13 protein-coding genes are annotated in these 15,887 nt (G+C 72.9%); 5 read left to right on the forward strand and 8 right to left on the reverse strand.

Features of this window, described 5'->3' with window-relative positions; all coding sequences use genetic code 11:
* Positions 1-2: 2 nt before the first annotated feature.
* Both F8279_RS15255 and F8279_RS15260 read right to left on the reverse strand, forming a co-directional pair.
* Complete coding sequence (locus tag F8279_RS15255; RefSeq protein ID WP_151500297.1) at positions 3-629, reverse strand: A24 family peptidase; 627 nt, start codon at positions 627-629, stop codon at positions 3-5.
* An 11-nt stretch (positions 630-640) separates the two neighbouring features.
* The gene (locus F8279_RS15260; RefSeq protein WP_225853288.1) at positions 641-1,648 is read right to left on the reverse strand and encodes an EamA family transporter; all 1,008 of its coding nucleotides are present in this window, start codon (positions 1,646-1,648) and stop codon (positions 641-643) included.
* Between the two features lie 85 nt (positions 1,649-1,733).
* Between F8279_RS15260 and F8279_RS30970 the strand changes: the two genes are divergently transcribed.
* Together F8279_RS30970 and F8279_RS15270 are read left to right on the forward strand one after the other, a co-directional pair.
* On the forward strand, positions 1,734-2,549 hold the full coding sequence (locus F8279_RS30970) for a flagellar basal body protein FliL (protein ID WP_091413449.1): 816 nt from the start codon (positions 1,734-1,736) through the stop codon (positions 2,547-2,549).
* A 185-nt stretch (positions 2,550-2,734) separates the two neighbouring features.
* Positions 2,735-3,970 carry an ATP-binding protein gene (locus F8279_RS15270; RefSeq protein ID WP_091413451.1) on the forward strand — a complete coding sequence of 412 codons (1,236 nt, stop codon included), beginning with the start codon at positions 2,735-2,737 and terminating at the stop codon, positions 3,968-3,970.
* 13 nt (positions 3,971-3,983) lie between these two features.
* Here the strand turns inward: F8279_RS15270 and F8279_RS15275 are convergent, their stop codons facing one another.
* Positions 3,984-4,529, reverse strand: coding sequence for a GNAT family N-acetyltransferase (locus F8279_RS15275; protein WP_091413453.1), 546 nt, complete (start codon positions 4,527-4,529; stop codon positions 3,984-3,986).
* A gap of 135 nt (positions 4,530-4,664) precedes the next feature.
* Here F8279_RS15275 and F8279_RS15280 point away from each other — a divergent pair, with 135 nt between their 5' ends.
* Together F8279_RS15280 and F8279_RS15285 are read left to right on the forward strand one after the other, a co-directional pair.
* The gene (locus F8279_RS15280; protein ID WP_091413455.1) at positions 4,665-5,210 is read left to right on the forward strand and encodes a DoxX family protein; all 546 of its coding nucleotides are present in this window, start codon (positions 4,665-4,667) and stop codon (positions 5,208-5,210) included.
* A gap of 206 nt (positions 5,211-5,416) precedes the next feature.
* Positions 5,417-6,841: a glycosyltransferase 87 family protein gene (locus F8279_RS15285; RefSeq protein WP_151500298.1), complete on the forward strand. Its 1,425-nt coding sequence runs from the start codon at positions 5,417-5,419 to the stop codon at positions 6,839-6,841.
* Positions 6,842-6,845: 4 nt separating this feature from the next.
* On the opposite strand, the gene F8279_RS15290 is transcribed toward F8279_RS15285, so the two are convergent.
* From F8279_RS15290 to F8279_RS15310, 5 genes are all read right to left on the reverse strand, one after another.
* Positions 6,846-7,271, reverse strand: a complete 426-nt coding sequence (locus F8279_RS15290) for a molybdenum cofactor biosynthesis protein MoaE (protein WP_175438624.1) — start codon at positions 7,269-7,271, stop codon at positions 6,846-6,848.
* 35 nt (positions 7,272-7,306) lie between these two features.
* Positions 7,307-8,566: a molybdopterin molybdotransferase MoeA gene (locus tag F8279_RS15295; RefSeq protein ID WP_091413461.1), complete on the reverse strand. Its 1,260-nt coding sequence runs from the start codon at positions 8,564-8,566 to the stop codon at positions 7,307-7,309.
* Between the two features lie 37 nt (positions 8,567-8,603).
* Positions 8,604-9,098 (reverse strand): molybdenum cofactor biosynthesis protein B, encoded by a 495-nt coding sequence (locus tag F8279_RS15300; protein ID WP_192580700.1) that lies wholly within the window; start codon positions 9,096-9,098, stop codon positions 8,604-8,606.
* Positions 9,071-9,562 (reverse strand): cyclic pyranopterin monophosphate synthase MoaC, encoded by a 492-nt coding sequence (gene moaC, locus F8279_RS15305; RefSeq protein WP_091413463.1) that lies wholly within the window; start codon positions 9,560-9,562, stop codon positions 9,071-9,073. The genes F8279_RS15300 and moaC overlap by 28 nt, the downstream gene beginning before the upstream one ends.
* A 233-nt stretch (positions 9,563-9,795) precedes the next feature.
* On the reverse strand, positions 9,796-12,810 hold the full coding sequence (locus F8279_RS15310) for a tetratricopeptide repeat protein (RefSeq protein WP_091413464.1): 3,015 nt from the start codon (positions 12,808-12,810) through the stop codon (positions 9,796-9,798).
* 758 nt (positions 12,811-13,568) lie between these two features.
* Between F8279_RS15310 and F8279_RS15315 the strand changes: the two genes are divergently transcribed.
* Positions 13,569-15,887 (forward strand): bifunctional diguanylate cyclase/phosphodiesterase (locus F8279_RS15315; RefSeq protein ID WP_225853289.1); only part of this gene is annotated, 2,319 nt, incomplete at its 3' end.

The raw sequence follows: 15,887 nt of genomic DNA on the forward strand, positions 1-15,887 counted from the left end.
GATCAGGTCAGCACGGCGGCGAGCCACGCGCCGCCGAGCAGCGCCGGGCCGAACGGCACCGGCGTGTCCCGGCGTACCCGGCCGGCGGCCAGCAGGACGAGCACCGCGGCTCCGCCGAGCACGTGCGGCAGGAGCAGCCCGAGGCGCAGCGTCGGCCAGCCGAGCCAGCCCAGCGGCAGCCCGAGCGCTGCGGCGAGCTTCACGTCGCCGAAGCCGAGCCGGGCACGGGGCAGCAGCGCCAGCAGCGCGTACCCGGTGAAGGAGAACGCGGTGCCGGCCACCGCGACGGCCAGGCGGCGCGGTTCGCCGGTCGCCGCCGTGGCAGCGGCCAGGCCGAGGCCACCGCCGAGCGCGACCACGCCGACGAGCGGGTCGGGCAGCCGCAGCGCGGTCACGTCGGTGACCGCGAGGACCAGCCCGGCGGCGGCGACCAGCAGCAACGCGGGCAGCGCCGGATCGGCGCCACGGGCGGCGAGCCCGCCGAACACCACGGCGCCGACCAGGGCGAACGCGTCCCGGCGCGGCGCGCCGGCGGCGGACACTGTGACGAACGACCGGGCGACCGGTACGGCCGCCCACCCGGCCGCCGCGCCCAGCAGCGCGGCCCCCGTCACCAGCAGCGCCGACACGGGCCGGGACGCTACCGCCCGGCCGGCTCCGCGGATGCCCCGTCGACGGCTGGTGGCGGGGACCGGCGGGGTCGCTCGGTGGTCACCACCACTGCCACGCCGGCCACGATGACCGCGCCACCCAGCAGCACCTGCGAGGTGACGGGCTCGGCGACGAACAGCGCGCCGAGCGCCACCGCGACCACCGGGTTCACGTACGCGTACGTCGAGACCAGGGAGATCGGCGCGTGGGCGAGCAGCCAGACGTACGCGGTGAACGCGACGAGCGATCCGGCCACCATCAGGTAGGCCATCGCCGCCCAGGACCGCCCGGTCACGTCGGCGAAGGAGAAGCCGCGCAGCTCGCCCCGGGCCACGCCGACGAGCGCGAGCACCGCCGCGCCCGCGACCATCTCGTAGACGGTGGCCACGAACGGGTCGGCGGGCATCAGGATCTTCCCGGACAGGTACGAGCCGACCGACCAGCTCGCCGCCGCGGCGACCACTGTGAGCGCCCCCGCCACCGGCACGCCGTCCACCCCGTCGCGGGGCAGCACGAGCAGGACCAGGCCGGCGAAGCCGAGCGCCACCCCGAGGAACGTCCACGGTCGCGGCCGGTCCCCGCCGGCCGTCCGCAGCAGCACCACGAGCAGCGGCACCGTGGCGACGAGCAGCGCTGCCACACCGGAGGGTACGGCGGTCCCGGCCGGACCGGACTCGGCGAGCACCACCAGACCGTTCCCGCCGGCCAGCAGCAGCACGCCGACGAGCGCTGCGGAGCCGACGCGGCGCGCGGGCACCCGCAGGGCGCCGGGTCCGCGCCGCAGGCGCAGCACCACGGCGAGCACCACCGCTGCGGCGGCGAACCGCATCGCCGCGGAGATGAGTGGCGGCAGGGACTCGACCGCGACCCGGATGCCCAGGTAGGTCGAGCCCCAGAGCAGGTAGACCAGCACGAGGGCGGTCCAGATCAGCGCGGTGCGGGCCGGCGGCGTCGCGGAATCGACAACGTTCGTCGCACTCGTGGGGCGTGAGCTCATCGTGGGACCACGCTACGGTGACCACGGCGTCGGCGTCCCCAGTTGGTGGCCGGCCTCTCAGCACTGGCGTACGCAGGAGGCGTTCATGTCGAACTTCGGTCCACCGGGCGGCGGCTCTCCCGAGCCCTGGGGACGGCCCGACGACGGCTACGCCCCGCAGCCCGATCCCCGCTACGCCGCACAGGACGATCCGCGTTACGCCCCACAGCCCGGCCCGCAGTACGGCCCGCCGCCGGGCGCGCGGCCGTACGGTCCGCCTGCGGATCAGTACGGCCCGCCCACGCAGCAGTACGGGTCCGCCGACCGGTACGGGCCGCCCACCCAGCAGTACGAGCCGGGCCCGGCCTGGTCCCCCGGGCCGCCGCAGCAGGGCCACCCGGCCGACCCCTACGCCGCGTCGCCGTACGGCGGTGGCCAGCCGCAGTACGCCGAGCCGATGCCGCCGAAGCGCGGGAAGGGCCCGCTGCTGGTGGTCGTGATCGTGCTGGCCGTGCTGCTGCTGGGCGGCGCCGGGGCGTACTGGATGCTGGGCCGGGACGAGCAGACCCCGACCGGCGGCACGACCGCTGCCACCCAGCCGGCCGCGGATCCGAGCGAGGCGCCGCCGAGCGAGCCGGCCGACGCCACGCCCACGACGGCGGCCCCGGCCTCCTCGACCGATCCGCGCTTCGTCAAGGCGGGCCAGTGCGTCGCCAACGAGGGCGGCGGCGGCCAGCCGAAGCTGGTGATCGCCGACTGCGCCCCGAAGACGTACGAGGTGCTGCGCCGCATCGACGGCGCGACGAGCGGCAAGAAGGACGCGGAGGCGAAGTGCGGGAAGGTGGCCGGCTACACCGACTGGTACTTCTTCGACAGCGAGCTGGACACGCTCGACTTCGTGCTCTGCCTGAAGCGCCGCTGAGCGTCGGCGGCGTCGCTGAGCGTCGGCAGCATCGCGGGCGCGCCGCGAATCAGGACCGGTAGCCAAAACTAGGGCTGTCTAGCATCCACGCTAGACAGCCCTAGTTTTAGGTCGAGGCCGACACGCGGTAGCCGCCTCTACGCGCATCTAGCCTGGTCGCTAGAGAACCCGATACTGTGCGATTCGTGGATCCGGTCCGCAACCCGTACGCGCCGGGCGCCGGCCAGCGCCCGCCCGAACTCGCCGGGCGGGGGCGGGAACTGGACGTCTTCGACGTGGTGCTGGAACGGATCGCCCGCGGCCGGCCCGAACGCAGCCTGATGCTCACCGGCCTGCGTGGAGTGGGCAAGACCGTCCTGCTCAACACGCTGCGCTCCGAGGCGATCAACCACCTCTGGGGCACCGGCAAGATCGAGGCCCGGCCGGACCAGTCGCTGCGCCGGCCGATCGCCGCCGCGCTGCACATGGCGGTCCGCGAACTGGCGCCCCGGCACCGCGCCCCGGACCGGATCGACGCGTTCCTCGGCGTCCTCAAGGCGTTCGCGCAACGCTCCACTCCCACCGGGCGGGGCGGCGCGGCACCCAAGCTGCGCGACCGCTGGCAGCCCGGCATCGACGTACCGGCGAGCAGCGGACGCGCCGACTCCGGCGACATCGAGATCGACCTGGTCGAGCTGCTCAGCGACGCGGCGGCGGTCGCCACCGACGTCGGCACCGGCATCGCCATCTTCATCGACGAGATGCAGGACGTCGGCGCCGAGGACGTCTCCGCGCTCTGCGCCGCCTGCCACGAACTGTCCCAGCTCGGCGCGCCGCTCATCGTCGTGGGCGCGGGGTTGCCGCACCTGCCGGCCGTCCTCAGCGCCGCCAAGTCCTACTCCGAGCGGCTCTACCGCTACCAGCGCATCGACCGGCTCGACCGGATCGCCGCCGACCAGGCGCTCTGCGCGCCGGCCGAGCGGGAGGAGGTCGAGTACGAGCAGAAGGCCCTCGACCTGCTCTACGAGTCCTCCGGCGGCTATCCCTACTTCGTCCAGGCGTACGGGAAGGCCACCTGGGACCACGCGCCCCGCTCACCGATCACCGCGGCGGACGTCCGGGTCGCCGCGCCCGAGGCGGAGGCCGAGCTGGCGGTGGGGTTCTTCGGGTCCCGGTTCGAGCGGGCCACGCCCGCCGAACGCGAGTACATGCGCGCGATGGCCACGCTGGCGCTGGTGGACGGCGAGGAGGGCGGCCGGGACGACATGGACGCGGCGGTGCCGACCGCCGAGATCGCCCGCGCGCTCGGCCGCAAGCCGGCCAGTCTCTCCCCGGCCCGGGACGCGCTGATCAAGAAGGGCCTGATCTACTCCGGCGAGCGGGGAACCGTGGCGTTCACAGTGCCGCACTTCGGCCGCTACCTGCGCACCCAGCCGGCCTGACCGCTCAGGCCGCTCACACCCGAGACCAGGGCGCCGGGAAGACCACCTCGCCGGCCGGCGGTGGCGGCTCTCCGCTCGCCGAGGGCGGCAGCACCAGCGCCTGCCACGGCTCCCCCAGCCCGGACCAGGGGCTCGTCAGGCCCAGCCGGACCGCCGGGCCGAACCCGAAACGGCGGTAGTAGGCCGGATCGCCGAGCACCACCACCAGCCGTTCGCCCAGCTCGGTCGCGGCGTCCAGCGCCGCCTGCACCGCCGCCGTGCCGTGCCCCAGCCGCTGCCGGTGCCGCGCCACCGCCACCGGGCCCAGGGCCAGCGCCGGCAACGTGCCGCGGTCGGTGCGTACGCCGACGCGCGTGAGCAGCGCGTACGCCACCACCTCGCCGCCGTACTCGGCGACCATGGCCAGCTCCGGGATCCACGCCGGGCTGTGCCGCAACTCCTCGACCAGGCCGACCTCCGGCGGGGTGGCCACGTCGGGCCGGGCGAAGGCGGCGGCCAGCACCCGGGCCACCGGCGCCTCGTCGGCGGGGCCCTCCGGGCGCAGTCGCAGCGTCGTCACCCGCGCGACCTTACCGAACGCGACCGGTCCATCCGCGACGGTCGCTGAAATCGATACCGTTCGGACGTCCACGTCGGCCGATACCTTTCGTGTGTTGCGGGGATGACGACGCCCCCGACGGGGTAAGACTGAGCCATGAAGCCCGTGCGCTCCCTCGCCCGAGTCATGTTGAGCGGCATCTTCGTGGTCAGCGGCGCCCGCAACCTGCGCAACCCGGAACGCCTGGTGCAGGCCGCGGAACCGGTCACCGGGAAGGTCGCCCCGCTGATCCAGAACGTGCACCCCCGCATCCCCACCGACACGGTGTCGCTGATCCGGGCCAACGCCGCCACCCAGCTCGTCGGCGGCCTGATGTTCGCCACCGGCCGGTTCACCCGTCCGGCCGCGCTGGTGCTCGCGGCCACGCTGATCCCGACCACCGCCGCCGGTCACGCCTTCTGGAACAACGACGACCCGGCCGCCCGCAACAACAACCAGATCCACTTCCTGAAGAACCTCGGCCTGCTCGGTGGCCTCCTCCTCGCCGCCGCCGACACCGAGGGCAAGCCGGGCCTGCGCTGGCGCGCCGGCCACCGGATCGACCACTCGCGCCGGTCGGTCAAGCGCGCGGTCCGCACCGCGCGGCGCGAGGCGAAAATCGCCGTACGCTCCGCGGCGACCGCCCGCCGCATGCCCGGCTGACAAGCGTTTTCGTACGGCCTCCACCCCCCGCAAGGCCACCAATCACCTGAACCGTCCGAGACCCGTTAACGCGGTGGAAATGTCAAAAACACGTGTGGGATCGGACACGGTCGCGTAACGCGGGAGGCAGCAACGTGAGGCGCCGTTCTAGGCTCCGTTCTGGACCTGGACGGGTACGACGACCTTGGTACGGGGGTGGCCACGCCATGCCGACGACAGTCGGTAGACGGACCAACCGCCTCGCCCCGACCTCCCGCGTCGACCGCCGGATCGTGGTGCGTCTCGGCGTCGTCGCCGCCGTGTCGTACGCCGCGTGGCTCGCCGTCGGCGCCTTCGGACGGCCGTACAACTTCTTCGACATGAAGATCTACCACGGCGCGGTGCTGTGGTGGGCCGGCGGCAACGAGCTGTACGACTTCGTCGCGCCCTCCACCACGCTGGGCTTCACCTACCCCCCGTTCGCCGCCCTGGTCATGCTGCCGATGTCCTGGCTGCCGGTCGACGGTGCCGGCTTCGTCAACGCGCTCGCCAGCATCGGCGCGCTCGCTGTCGTCCTCGCGGCGCTGCTACGCCCCATCGTGGACCGGCTCGGCTGGCCGCTCTGGTTCACCGTCGGCATCGCGACCCCGCTCGCAGTCGCCATCGAGCCGTCCCGGGAGACGCTCGGCTACGGCCAGGTCAACCTGCTGCTCTTCGCGCTGATCATGGCGGACATGGTGGGTCTGCGCTGGCGGGCCAAGCGGGGCACCCACTACGAGACGGCGGATTCGCCACTGGCCCGGTTCGTCTACAGCGGCGCCTGGGCCGGTGTGGGCATCGGGCTCGCCACAGCGGTCAAGCTCACCCCGGCGTTGTTCGTGGCCTACCTGATGCTCACCCGGCAGTGGCGGGCCGCGCTGACCGCCGTCGGCACCGCGATCGGCGTGACCATCGCGACGTTCGGCGTGCTCGGTGAGGAGTCCCGCGCGTACTTCGCCGACGTGCTCTGGCAGACCGAGCGGGTCGGCGCGGCGGACATGACCGCCAACCAGTCCCTCGCCGGCCTGCTGGCGCGGCTCTACGACTCGATCGAGACGCCCGGCCTGCTCTGGCTGGCGTTCTCGGTGCTGCTCCTGGCGCTTGGCCTGTCCCGGGCGATGAGTGCCCGCGCCGACGGCGACGAGCTGACCGCGTTCACGCTGGTCGGGCTCACCGCCAACGTGATCAGCCCGATCTCCTGGTCGCATCACCTGATCTGGGTCATCCCGGCGATCATCGTGCTGGCCGACGCCGCGGTACGCCGCCGCGAAGCGAGCCGCGGCCTGCCGCCGCGCGGCACCGGGGGCCCTTCGGCCAACGGCGTGCCGGCCCTGCGCCCGCCGATCTGGTACCCGACGCTGACCGGGCTCCGCCACGGCGTCGGCGCGCTCGGGCTCTACCTGCTGTTCCTGATCTCACCGATCTGGCCGTACGAGCACCAGCTCCCCGAGGTGTCCCACTACCAGGACGGCCTGTTCGGCGCGCTCATGGAGAACTCCCTCGCCATCGCGCTGATCGTGCTCGTCGCGGCGTTGCCGTGGCGCCCCGGCGCCGAGCCGGCGTTCTACCACGAGCGGCTGGGCCGCACCGCCGCGCTCGCCGCCCGGCGCTGAGCGTTCAGGGGCAGTTCACCCATTCCTCGGTGCCGTCGTCGAAGACCTGGCGCTTCCAGATCGGCAGCCGCGCCTTCACTTCGTCCACCAGGCGTGCGCAGGCGGCGAACGCGGCCGCCCGGTGCGCGGTGCTGACGGCCGCCGCCAGTGCCACGTCCCCGATCTCCAGCGGGCCGATCCGGTGCGACACCGCCACCGCGTACACCTGCGGGTCGGCCGCGATCTCGGCCGCCACCTCGCGCAGCACGGCCTCGGCGGTGGGGTGGCCCTCGTACTCCAGCCGGGTGACCCCCCGGCCGTGGTCGTGGTCGCGGACCACGCCCTGGAAGGACACCACCGCGCCGGCCCGGCGGTCGGCGACCGCCGCCTCGTGCGCGGCCAGGTCGAGCGGCCGGTCGGTCACCGCGCCGAGCACCACGCCTGCTTCCACTGTCACGACGTCTCCCGTCGGCTCGTTCGTCGCGCTCACCCGAATCGCTCCCCGGGGGTCAGTGGCAGCGGCACGAGCGGCACCCGGTCGCCGGCCGCGCCGCTGGCGCCGGGCCGGATCACCGCGAAACCGTCCGCGCCGGCCAGCCCTCGCAGCATCGCCGAGCCGACGTGCCGCACCGGGTATGCGGTGCCGGCGACGCGGTCCCAGCGGGCCAGCGCCAGATGGGTGTAGTCGCCGCGCCCGGGGATCGGCTCAGCCAGTGTCACGTGCGGCAGCACCGGCATCGGCCGGCCGGTGAGACCGGCGAGCAGGGGCGCGACGAGCGACACGAGCGCCACCACGGCTGACTGCGGGTTGCCGGGCAGACCGGCCACGAACCGCACCCGCCCGTCGCCGTCCACCAGCCGGGCGAGCAGCATCGGGAAACCCGGGCGCACCGCCACGGTGTTCACCACGTAGTCGGCACCGAGCGCCTCCAGCGTCGGGTGCAGGTGGTCGACCGGGCCGTGCATGGTGCCACCGGTGGTGCAGACCAGGTCGGCGTTGGCGAGCGCGCCCCGCAGCGCCGCCACGTGCGCGGGCAGCGTGTCGGCGACCGGGCCGACCACGTCGGCCGCGCGCACCTGGCAGCCGTAGCGGCGCAGCCAGGCCGGCACCGACGGGCCGAGCGCGTCACGGACCCGGCCCGCGCCGGGCGGACCCGAGGTGAGCAGTTCGTCGCCGAAGACCAGCAGCGCGGCCCGGGGTGGACGGCGGACCCGCAGCGTGTCGAGCCCGCAGGAGGCGGCCAGGCCGATCACCGCCGGGTCCACCGGCGTGCCGGCGGGCAGCAGCTCCTCCCCGAGGTTCGCCTCCTCGCCCGGCTCCCGCCACTCCGGCGCCGAGCGGGGCGTGCCGGACACCAGGCCGTCCGCCGTACGCGTCGACTCCTCGATCCGCAGGATCGCGGTCGTGCCCTCGGGAACCATCGCGCCGGTGGCGATCTCCACGGTGCTGCCGTCGGCGTCCAGCGGAGGTGCGGTGTGCCCGGCGAGCACCCGTCCGACCACCCGCCACGGCCCCGGGCCGCGCACCGCCCAGCCGTCCACGCTGGAGGTGGGGAACGCGGGCAGGTCGGTACGTGTGGTCAGCGGCTCGGCCAGGGTGTGCCCGTCGGCCTCGGCCAGCGGACGGGCGACCGCGGGGAGCGCGGCGGACAGGCCCACCGCGTACACCCGGGAGCGGGCCTCCTCCCACCCGGCCGGGGGTGGCGTGCCCGCCTCGGCCGTGGCGGCTTCGGTTTCCGTGCTCATCCGGCGAGCCTAGCGCCGGGGCACGTGTCTCGCGGGTTCAGTGGTCGCCGCCGCGGAGCTGGTCGACGGCGTGCCGCAGGATCGGCCCGAGCACGGCCAGGCCGTCCCGGGCGCCGCCGCGCGAGCCGGGCAGGTTGACCACGAGCGTCCGGCCGGTCACCCCGGCCAGCCCTCGGGACAACGCCGCCGTCGGCACGGTGTCGCGGCTGTGCGCGCGGATCGCCTCGGCGATGCCGGGGATCTCGTAGTCGAGCAGCGCGCGCGTCACGTCGGGCGTGCGATCGGTCGGGGTGATGCCGGTGCCACCGCTGGTCAGCACCACGTCGACGCCGTCGGCACGGGCCGCGCGCAGGGCGTCACCGACCGGTTCGCCGTCCGGCACCACCACCGGCGCGTCGACCTCGCACCCCAGCTCGCGCAGCCCGGTCACGAGCAGCGGGCCGCTGGTGTCCTCGTACACCCCGGCGGCGGCCCGGTTGGACGCCACGATCACCCGGGCCCGGATCACGGCCGGTCCTCCGGCCGGACCCATTCGCCGGTCTTGCCGCCCTCCTTGCGGAGCACCCGCACAGCGTCCACCGACGCGGCCGGGTCGACCGCCTTCACCATGTCGACCAGGGCGAGGCCGGCGACCGCCACCGCGGTCAGCGCCTCCATCTCGACGCCCGTGCGGTCGGCGGTCTTCGCCGTAGCCGTGATCTCCACCGTGTCGGCGGTGAGCTCCAGGTCGACGGTGACGCCGTGCAGCGCGATCGGGTGGCACAGCGGGATCAGGTCGGGCGTGCGCTTGGCCCCCAAGATGCCGGCGAGCCGGCCGACAGCCAGCGCGTCGCCCTTGGGCAGGCCGTCGCGGCGCAGCAGGTCCACCACCTCGGCGGTGGTGCGGAGGCGGCCGGCGGCGACCGCGAGCCGGCCCGAGACCGGCTTGGCGGAGACGTCGACCATCCGGGCCGCACCGGCCGGGTCGACGTGGGTGAGCTGCGCGGGTTCGGTCACGGCCCGACCCTATCCGCCGGGTACGACGCCGCGGGTGCGCCGGCCTGCGGCGGGGAGGAGCGCCGTGTCGGGTGCCGATGCACGACGCCCCTCCCTCACCTGCCCACCGCCGATTCGCTGGGGGGAACTGACGGTGGGGGCCTCGTTCGGCCGGGTCCGCTCCGGCGGAACCCACCCCGTGGCCGATGCCGGGGACGCTAGCGAACGCCGCGATAAGAAATCGATAAGCCGGTTCAGGTCGGCGGGGACGACGGCTCCGCGAGCTGTCGGCGCAGGTCGTGGCGTTCGGGCGCACCCATCCGTTCGAAGATCGCCGACGCGCGCTGCCGGTAGCGTCGCGCTTCGGTCGGCTGCTTCTCCGCCAGATGTCCGGCCAGGCCGTCGAGGGCGCGGGCCTGCTCGTACGGGTGGCCGATCCGGGTGGCGATGGCGAGCGCTTCTTCGAAGACGAGAACGGCCTCGTCGGCCCTCCCCGTGACGCCCAGGGTGACGGCCAGCTCGTTACGTGCCTGCGCCTGGACACCCCGCTCCCCGGAGGCGGCGGCGGCCTCGATGGCCGCCTCGTGGTGCCGCAGCGCGTCCTCGTAGCGGCCCAGTTGCCGGTAGGTGCCGGCGAGGTCGCTGAGCGTCTCGGCGCGGGCGAAGCCGTTGCCGGTGCGGTCCCGGAGCGCGAGCGAGGCTCGGAGCAGGCGCTCTGCCGCCGCGTTCTGCCCCAGGCGGTATCTGACGCCACCGAGATGCCCCAGTGCGTTCGACATGTGGAACAGGTCGTGCTTGATACGGGCGACGAAGAGATGGAGCCGGTGAACCGCCATCGACTCGTCATAACGGCCAAGGTAGCGAAGCGTGAGGCCCAGGTTGGGCAGAACCGGAAGGGTGTCCAGCACATGGCTGCGCAGCGTCTCGCGGCTCGCTTCGAGCGACTGGTGGAGTCGCCCGGTCAGCCAGTGCACGGCACCGAGGTTGAACCGTGCCCGCTGTGCGCCCGGTTCGTCACCGAGCCCGGTGAGGATCGACACGACCTCGTGCAGGTGCGCGGAGGCGTCCTGGTAGGCACCGGTGCGCACACACGCCGAGGCGAGGTAGTTGTGCATGAGGGCCACGGCGTGACGGTCCCCGCACCGCCGCGCCGCGACGAGACCCACCCCGTTCGTGGCCGATATGTCGTCGAAGTAGCCGCGGATGTAGAAGAACCGCCAACTGGCACGAGCCAGCCGCCACGCCATCGGTTCATGACCCTCGTCAGCCGCCTGACGGATGAACGCGTCCAGGTTCGGCCGCTGCTCCTCCAGCCAGTCCAGGTCGCGGTTGACGCGTCCCGCGAGCAGATCCGGTCGACGCGGTTCCGCGAGCCGCAAGTGCTGCGCGAGTACGCGGCCGTCCTCGATCGACGCCGACGCCCGCACCACCGAGTGCAGCACATGATCGAGCAGGTTCTGGACGGCCGATCGCCTGGCCGTCGCCTCGCCCTCCTGGCGGGCCAGCTCGGCGGCGTAACGCCTCATCAGGTCGTGCAGGCGATAGCGGCCGGCCGAGGTCTCCTGCACGAGGTGGCGGTCCACCAGTTCGTCGAGAACGTCGGCCGCGTCCCGCAGAGGGAGATCGGTGAGGGCTGCCACCATCGCGGTGTCGAGGTGGTTTCCGGCCACCAGGCCGAACGATCGGAAACCTTTCCTGCAGGCCTCGTCGAGCGGCTCGTACGACTCGGCGAACGCCTCCATCAGGCTGCGAGCCTCGGCACGAAGAGCGGGGAGGAACATCGACCTGTTGCTCAATCTGTCGACGAGGTCGGAGATCCGCCAGTCGGGGCGGTGCGCCAGCCGGGTGCCGGCCAATCCGACAGCGAGAGGCAGGCAGCCGCAGATGCCGACCAGTCGGCGCGCGGCCTCCGGTTCGGCCTCCACCCGCCCGCCCCCGACGAGGGTGGCGAGCAGTTCGAGCGCCTCGGCCTCGGCGAGGACGGTGAGAGACACCGGCGGTCGTTCGGTGAGCGCCAGCAGACGCCGCCGGCTGGTGACGAGCACCGCGGCCGATCCGGATACGGGCAGCAGCGGTTCGACCTGCCGGCTGTCGGCGGCATTGTCGAGCACTACAAGCACGGAACGCGTGGCCAGCTGGCGCCGCCACATCTCCTGCCGGTCGGGCAGTTCCATGGGGATCCGGCCGGCCGGCACACCCAGTTGGCGAAGCAACGTTTCCAGTGCCGTCGCCGGACGCATCCGTGTTCGCGCGCTGTGTCCCCGCAGGTCGACGAAGAGTTGCCCGTCGGGGAAGCGCTCGGCCGACCGGGAGGCCACGTGCAGGGCGAGAGTCGTCTTGCCGCAGCCCGCCATGCCGTCGATCACCCGGATCCCCGGACCCTGCCCGGATGCCTCGCGCACTTCGTACAACAATCGATCGACCATTTCCTCCCGGCCGACGAAATTCATCACCGTTCGCGGCAGCCAATTGCGCTTATGAGCGCCACTCCGGATCGTCTCCACCTCGCGCGCCGATTCCGGAATCCGGCGTCGCGCGCGGGTGGCCGCGTTTCGAAGTCGCTCCATCTCCTCGCTGGGCGGCACCCCCAGTTGATCGGTCAGTGCCTCGCGTGCGGCGCGGTAGACGGCCAGCGCACCCCCCGCGTCACCGGCCGCGATGAGGGCACGCATCAGGAGGCACTGCGCTCGTTCCCACAGAGGCTCGTGCGAGACCTCGTCACGCAGCAACGACACGGCCGATTCCGGGCGCCCCAGGCTGAGATGTGCCTCCGCCAGCAGTTCCAGCGCTGCTCGGCGCTCCTGGTTCACAGCCTCTCGCCGCGCGGTCAGCGCCGGCCCCAGCGTCAGTCCCGCGAGCAGCGGGGCCGCGCCGTGGACGACGTCCTCGAGCAACGGGATCGCCCGCGCGGGCTCTCCCGCTCGCATCAGGCCTCGGGCGTGGCGCCAGCGCCCGGTCACCCGGTGCAGGTCGATCAGGCTCTCGTCGGTGAGAAGCCGGTAGCCGCCTGGTTCACGGACGATCCTGAGCCTGTCGCCCGCGCACGAGTCGAGGCTCCGGCGCAGATTGGCGGCGTACGTCCGGACATTGGCGATCGCGGAGCGGGGTGGCTCGTCGGGCCACAGCTCGTCCACCAGGTCGTGCAGCGGGACCAACTGGTTGGCCCGCACGACCAGGAGCGCCAGCACCAGCTGCTGCTTGGGTGTTCCAAGCGACAGGTCGGCCGCGCCGAGCCGCACCGCCAGACCACCGACAACTTGGATTTGCATGCTGCTGTTCCAGCCTCAGTCGGCTCTTGTCCACGCCAGGCCGCAGCGTAATCGATTTGTCACAGAGGCGTTGCCCCGCCGTCAAGAGGCATTGCCGGCCCTCGTCCGACCCGACTGGAGAAGCCGCCAGAAAGCACGGTTGTAATGTTCCGCCGCCGCGACGACGCTACAGGCGACGTAAAGCATCCAGCCCATTCCCATGGCGCTGAGCGACCACGCGGGTACGTGAGGGAGATGATCGGCTCCGCTCCGCACACCACTCGTGGACAGAACGTCATTTAATCGGCAATAGTTACTTATATTGCGCATACCGACATTAATGCTTTCTTATCTCCCTTCCTGCACTCTAACCTGCTCTTCCAAGGCAGGGGGCGCCACAAAGCGCCGAGAGAGATGTGCGAGGAGGGTCGTGACAATGCGCAGCACCGAATGGAACTGACGAACCCTTTGGTCATCGGCAACCACGACCCGCTCGATATCCGAGGAGGGCAACAAATGCGCAGCACCGAATGGAACTGAGAGTTCTCATATTCCCGGCGAAGGGGTAGGCTGCCGCTCATCGCATTCCGACGGTGAGCGGCGGGTGATGCCGGTTGAGCCGAACAGCGGACGGCCGACAAGCCGTCGAACCTCCGCTGCGCGCACTCGTGTACACCTTGAGCGTGTGCGCGGCGTTCGTCGCGCTCGCCGCACTGATCGCCGTCTGGAGGCAGCCACCGGACTCCGTTCGTGACCTCGTAACCGTCACGACCCTGGTAGTGACGGTCGCCCTGGCCACAATCATCAAGACCCCGGTGCGGATCCGGTCCACCACCGTGGCCTTCGCCTGGGTCGAGACCGCGATCGTCATCGGTCTCGCCGTCGCGCCGGCCTCCTGGCTGATTCTGGCAACCGGCATCGGCGTAGCCTGCGGATCAGTCACGCGACTCGCTCCCATCAAGACCGCATTCGGCGTCGCGAAGCACACGTTGGTGGCCGGGGGCAGCACTCTCGTCATCCTGCTGCTCGGCGAGGCATGGCCGCCCCGCGAGCCGCTCCATATCGTGCTGCTGCTGGGAGTCGTCTACCTGGTGGCGGCGGTGCTCGACGACGTACTCGCGATTCCGGTCATCGCGCTCGCGTCCGGGACGCCCGTCGTCCGCCAGTTCCGTACCGACCTCGATCTTCGAGTCGCCGGGTTCGCGGTCCGCTTCCTCGTCGCCGCGTGCACAGTACTCATCCTGCGGGCAGACCCCCGATTGCTGCTCGCCGTGCCACCGCTCGTCCTCAGCCTGCACCTGGCCTACTCCGCCCGGATCCGCACCCGCACCGAGCAGCAGGCCTGGCAGCGCCTGGCCCGCGCCACCGACGCACTCAACGTGGTCGACCTCGACCAGGTACTCACCACAGCGGTCACCGAGGCCAGCGAACTCTTCTCCGCCGACGAGGTCGAGATCGAGCTGCGCGACGGCGGACGCACCGTCCGGGGCAACGGCACGGACATCGCGTACGACGGAACGGCCCCCCAGCCCAGCGCCGTCGACGGTCAGGTCATGCCGGTCCCCCTGGAGGGCCACGACCGCACCGACGATGTCGGCGTGCTGCGGCTGCGGTTCGCCGGCCCGGTCGAACTCTCCGAGCGCGAGCAGTACACCCTGCGTACCTTCGCCTCCGCCCTCTGCACGGCGGTCCGCAACGCCCAGGCGTACGCCGAACTCGCCCGCATCGCCGAGGACCACGCCTACGCCGCCACCCACGACGCCCTCACCGGCCTGTCCAACCGGCGGCACCTGCTCGACGAGGGCAGCGCCCAGCTCACCACCCGGCACGCCGACGGCGTCACCGCGCTGGTGCTGATCGACCTCAACCACTTCAAGGAGGTCAACGACACCCTCGGGCACGGCGCCGGTGACCGGGTGCTGATCCAGGTCGCCGAACGGCTGCGCGGCGCGGCCCGCCCCGACGACCTGGTCGCCCGGCTCGGCGGCGACGAGTTCGCCGTACTCCTGCGCGGCCTGCCCGCCCCGGCCGTCGCCGCCCACCGCGCCGAGGCCCTGCTCGCCGCGCTGCACGACCCGCTGGACCTCGACGGCATGCGGATCAGCGTGGAGGCCAGCGGCGGCATCGCCGTCGCCCCCGCCACCGGCGGCATGGCGGAACTGCTGCGCCGTGCCGACGTGGCCATGTACCAGGCCAAACGCGCCGGCCAACGCGTCGCCACGTACGCGCCGGCCCGCGACACCGCCGACCTGAGCCGGCTCACCCTCGGCGGCGAACTGCCCCGTGCCGTGGCCGACCACGAGTTCACGGTCAACTTCCAGCCCATCGTCGACCTGGCCGGCGGCGAGGTGATCGGCGCCGAAGCCCTGGCCCGCTGGCACCACCCCACCCACGGGCTCATCGACCCGCTGCGCTTCCTCGAAGCGGTGGAACGCTCCGGGCTGCTCCCCGCGTTCGCCGAGGCGATCCTCGACCAGGCGCTCATCGCCGCCGGCTCCTGGCGCGACGCCGGCTTCGACCTGCCCGTCTCGGTGAACGTGTCCCCGCGCAGCCTGCTCGACGCCCGCTTCCCCGGTGCGGTACTGGCCCGGCTGCGCGCCCACGACCTCCCGCCGGACCGGCTCGTGCTGGAACTGACCGAGACGCTCACGCTCAGCCAGCTCGACGTGGTCGACCGCGTACTCAGCCGCCTGCGTGACTCCGGCGTCCGGCTGGCACTCGACGACTTCGGCACCGGCTACTCGTCGCTCTCCCTGCTCTCCCGCATCCCCGTACACGAATTGAAGATCGACCGCAGCTTCGTCGGCGCCATGGAGACCGCGCCCGAAGCCGCCGCCGTGATCCGCTCCACCCTCGACCTCGGCCGCAGCCTCGACCTCACGGTGGTCGCCGAGGGCGTGGAGAGCGAACCGCAACGCCGTGCGCTCTGGGAACTCGGCTGCGCCGCCGGGCAGGGCCACCTGTTCGCCCGGCCGCTGCCCGCCGCCGCGCTGCTCGCCGCCCTCCATCGCGGCCACGGCGGCCGGGCCGGCGCGCTCGCACCCGCGCTGCACGACGCCGGCGCCGTCATCCGCCTCCCCGGTCGCCGCGCCGCCCGC

The sequence above is a fragment of the Micromonospora sp. AMSO1212t genome, from assembly GCF_008868145.1.
In the GTDB taxonomy this organism is placed as follows: Bacteria; Actinomycetota; Actinomycetes; order Mycobacteriales; family Micromonosporaceae; genus Micromonospora; species Micromonospora tulbaghiae.

What these genes read in the sequence shown, in the direction of transcription:
- F8279_RS15295 (WP_091413461.1), bottom strand. Translation starts at nt 8,566, where the DNA reads ATGAGCACGGAAACCGAAGCCGCCACGGCCGAGGCGGGCACGCCACCC.
- F8279_RS30970 (WP_091413449.1), top strand. Translation starts at nt 1,734, where the DNA reads ATGTCGAACTTCGGTCCACCGGGCGGCGGCTCTCCCGAGCCCTGGGGA.
- F8279_RS15280 (WP_091413455.1), top strand. Translation starts at nt 4,665, where the DNA reads ATGAAGCCCGTGCGCTCCCTCGCCCGAGTCATGTTGAGCGGCATCTTC.
- F8279_RS15260 (WP_225853288.1), bottom strand. Translation starts at nt 1,648, where the DNA reads ATGAGCTCACGCCCCACGAGTGCGACGAACGTTGTCGATTCCGCGACG.
- F8279_RS15285 (WP_151500298.1), top strand. Translation starts at nt 5,417, where the DNA reads ATGCCGACGACAGTCGGTAGACGGACCAACCGCCTCGCCCCGACCTCC.
- F8279_RS15310 (WP_091413464.1), bottom strand. Translation starts at nt 12,810, where the DNA reads ATGCAAATCCAAGTTGTCGGTGGTCTGGCGGTGCGGCTCGGCGCGGCC.
- F8279_RS15300 (WP_192580700.1), bottom strand. Translation starts at nt 9,098, where the DNA reads ATGGGTCCGGCCGGAGGACCGGCCGTGATCCGGGCCCGGGTGATCGTG.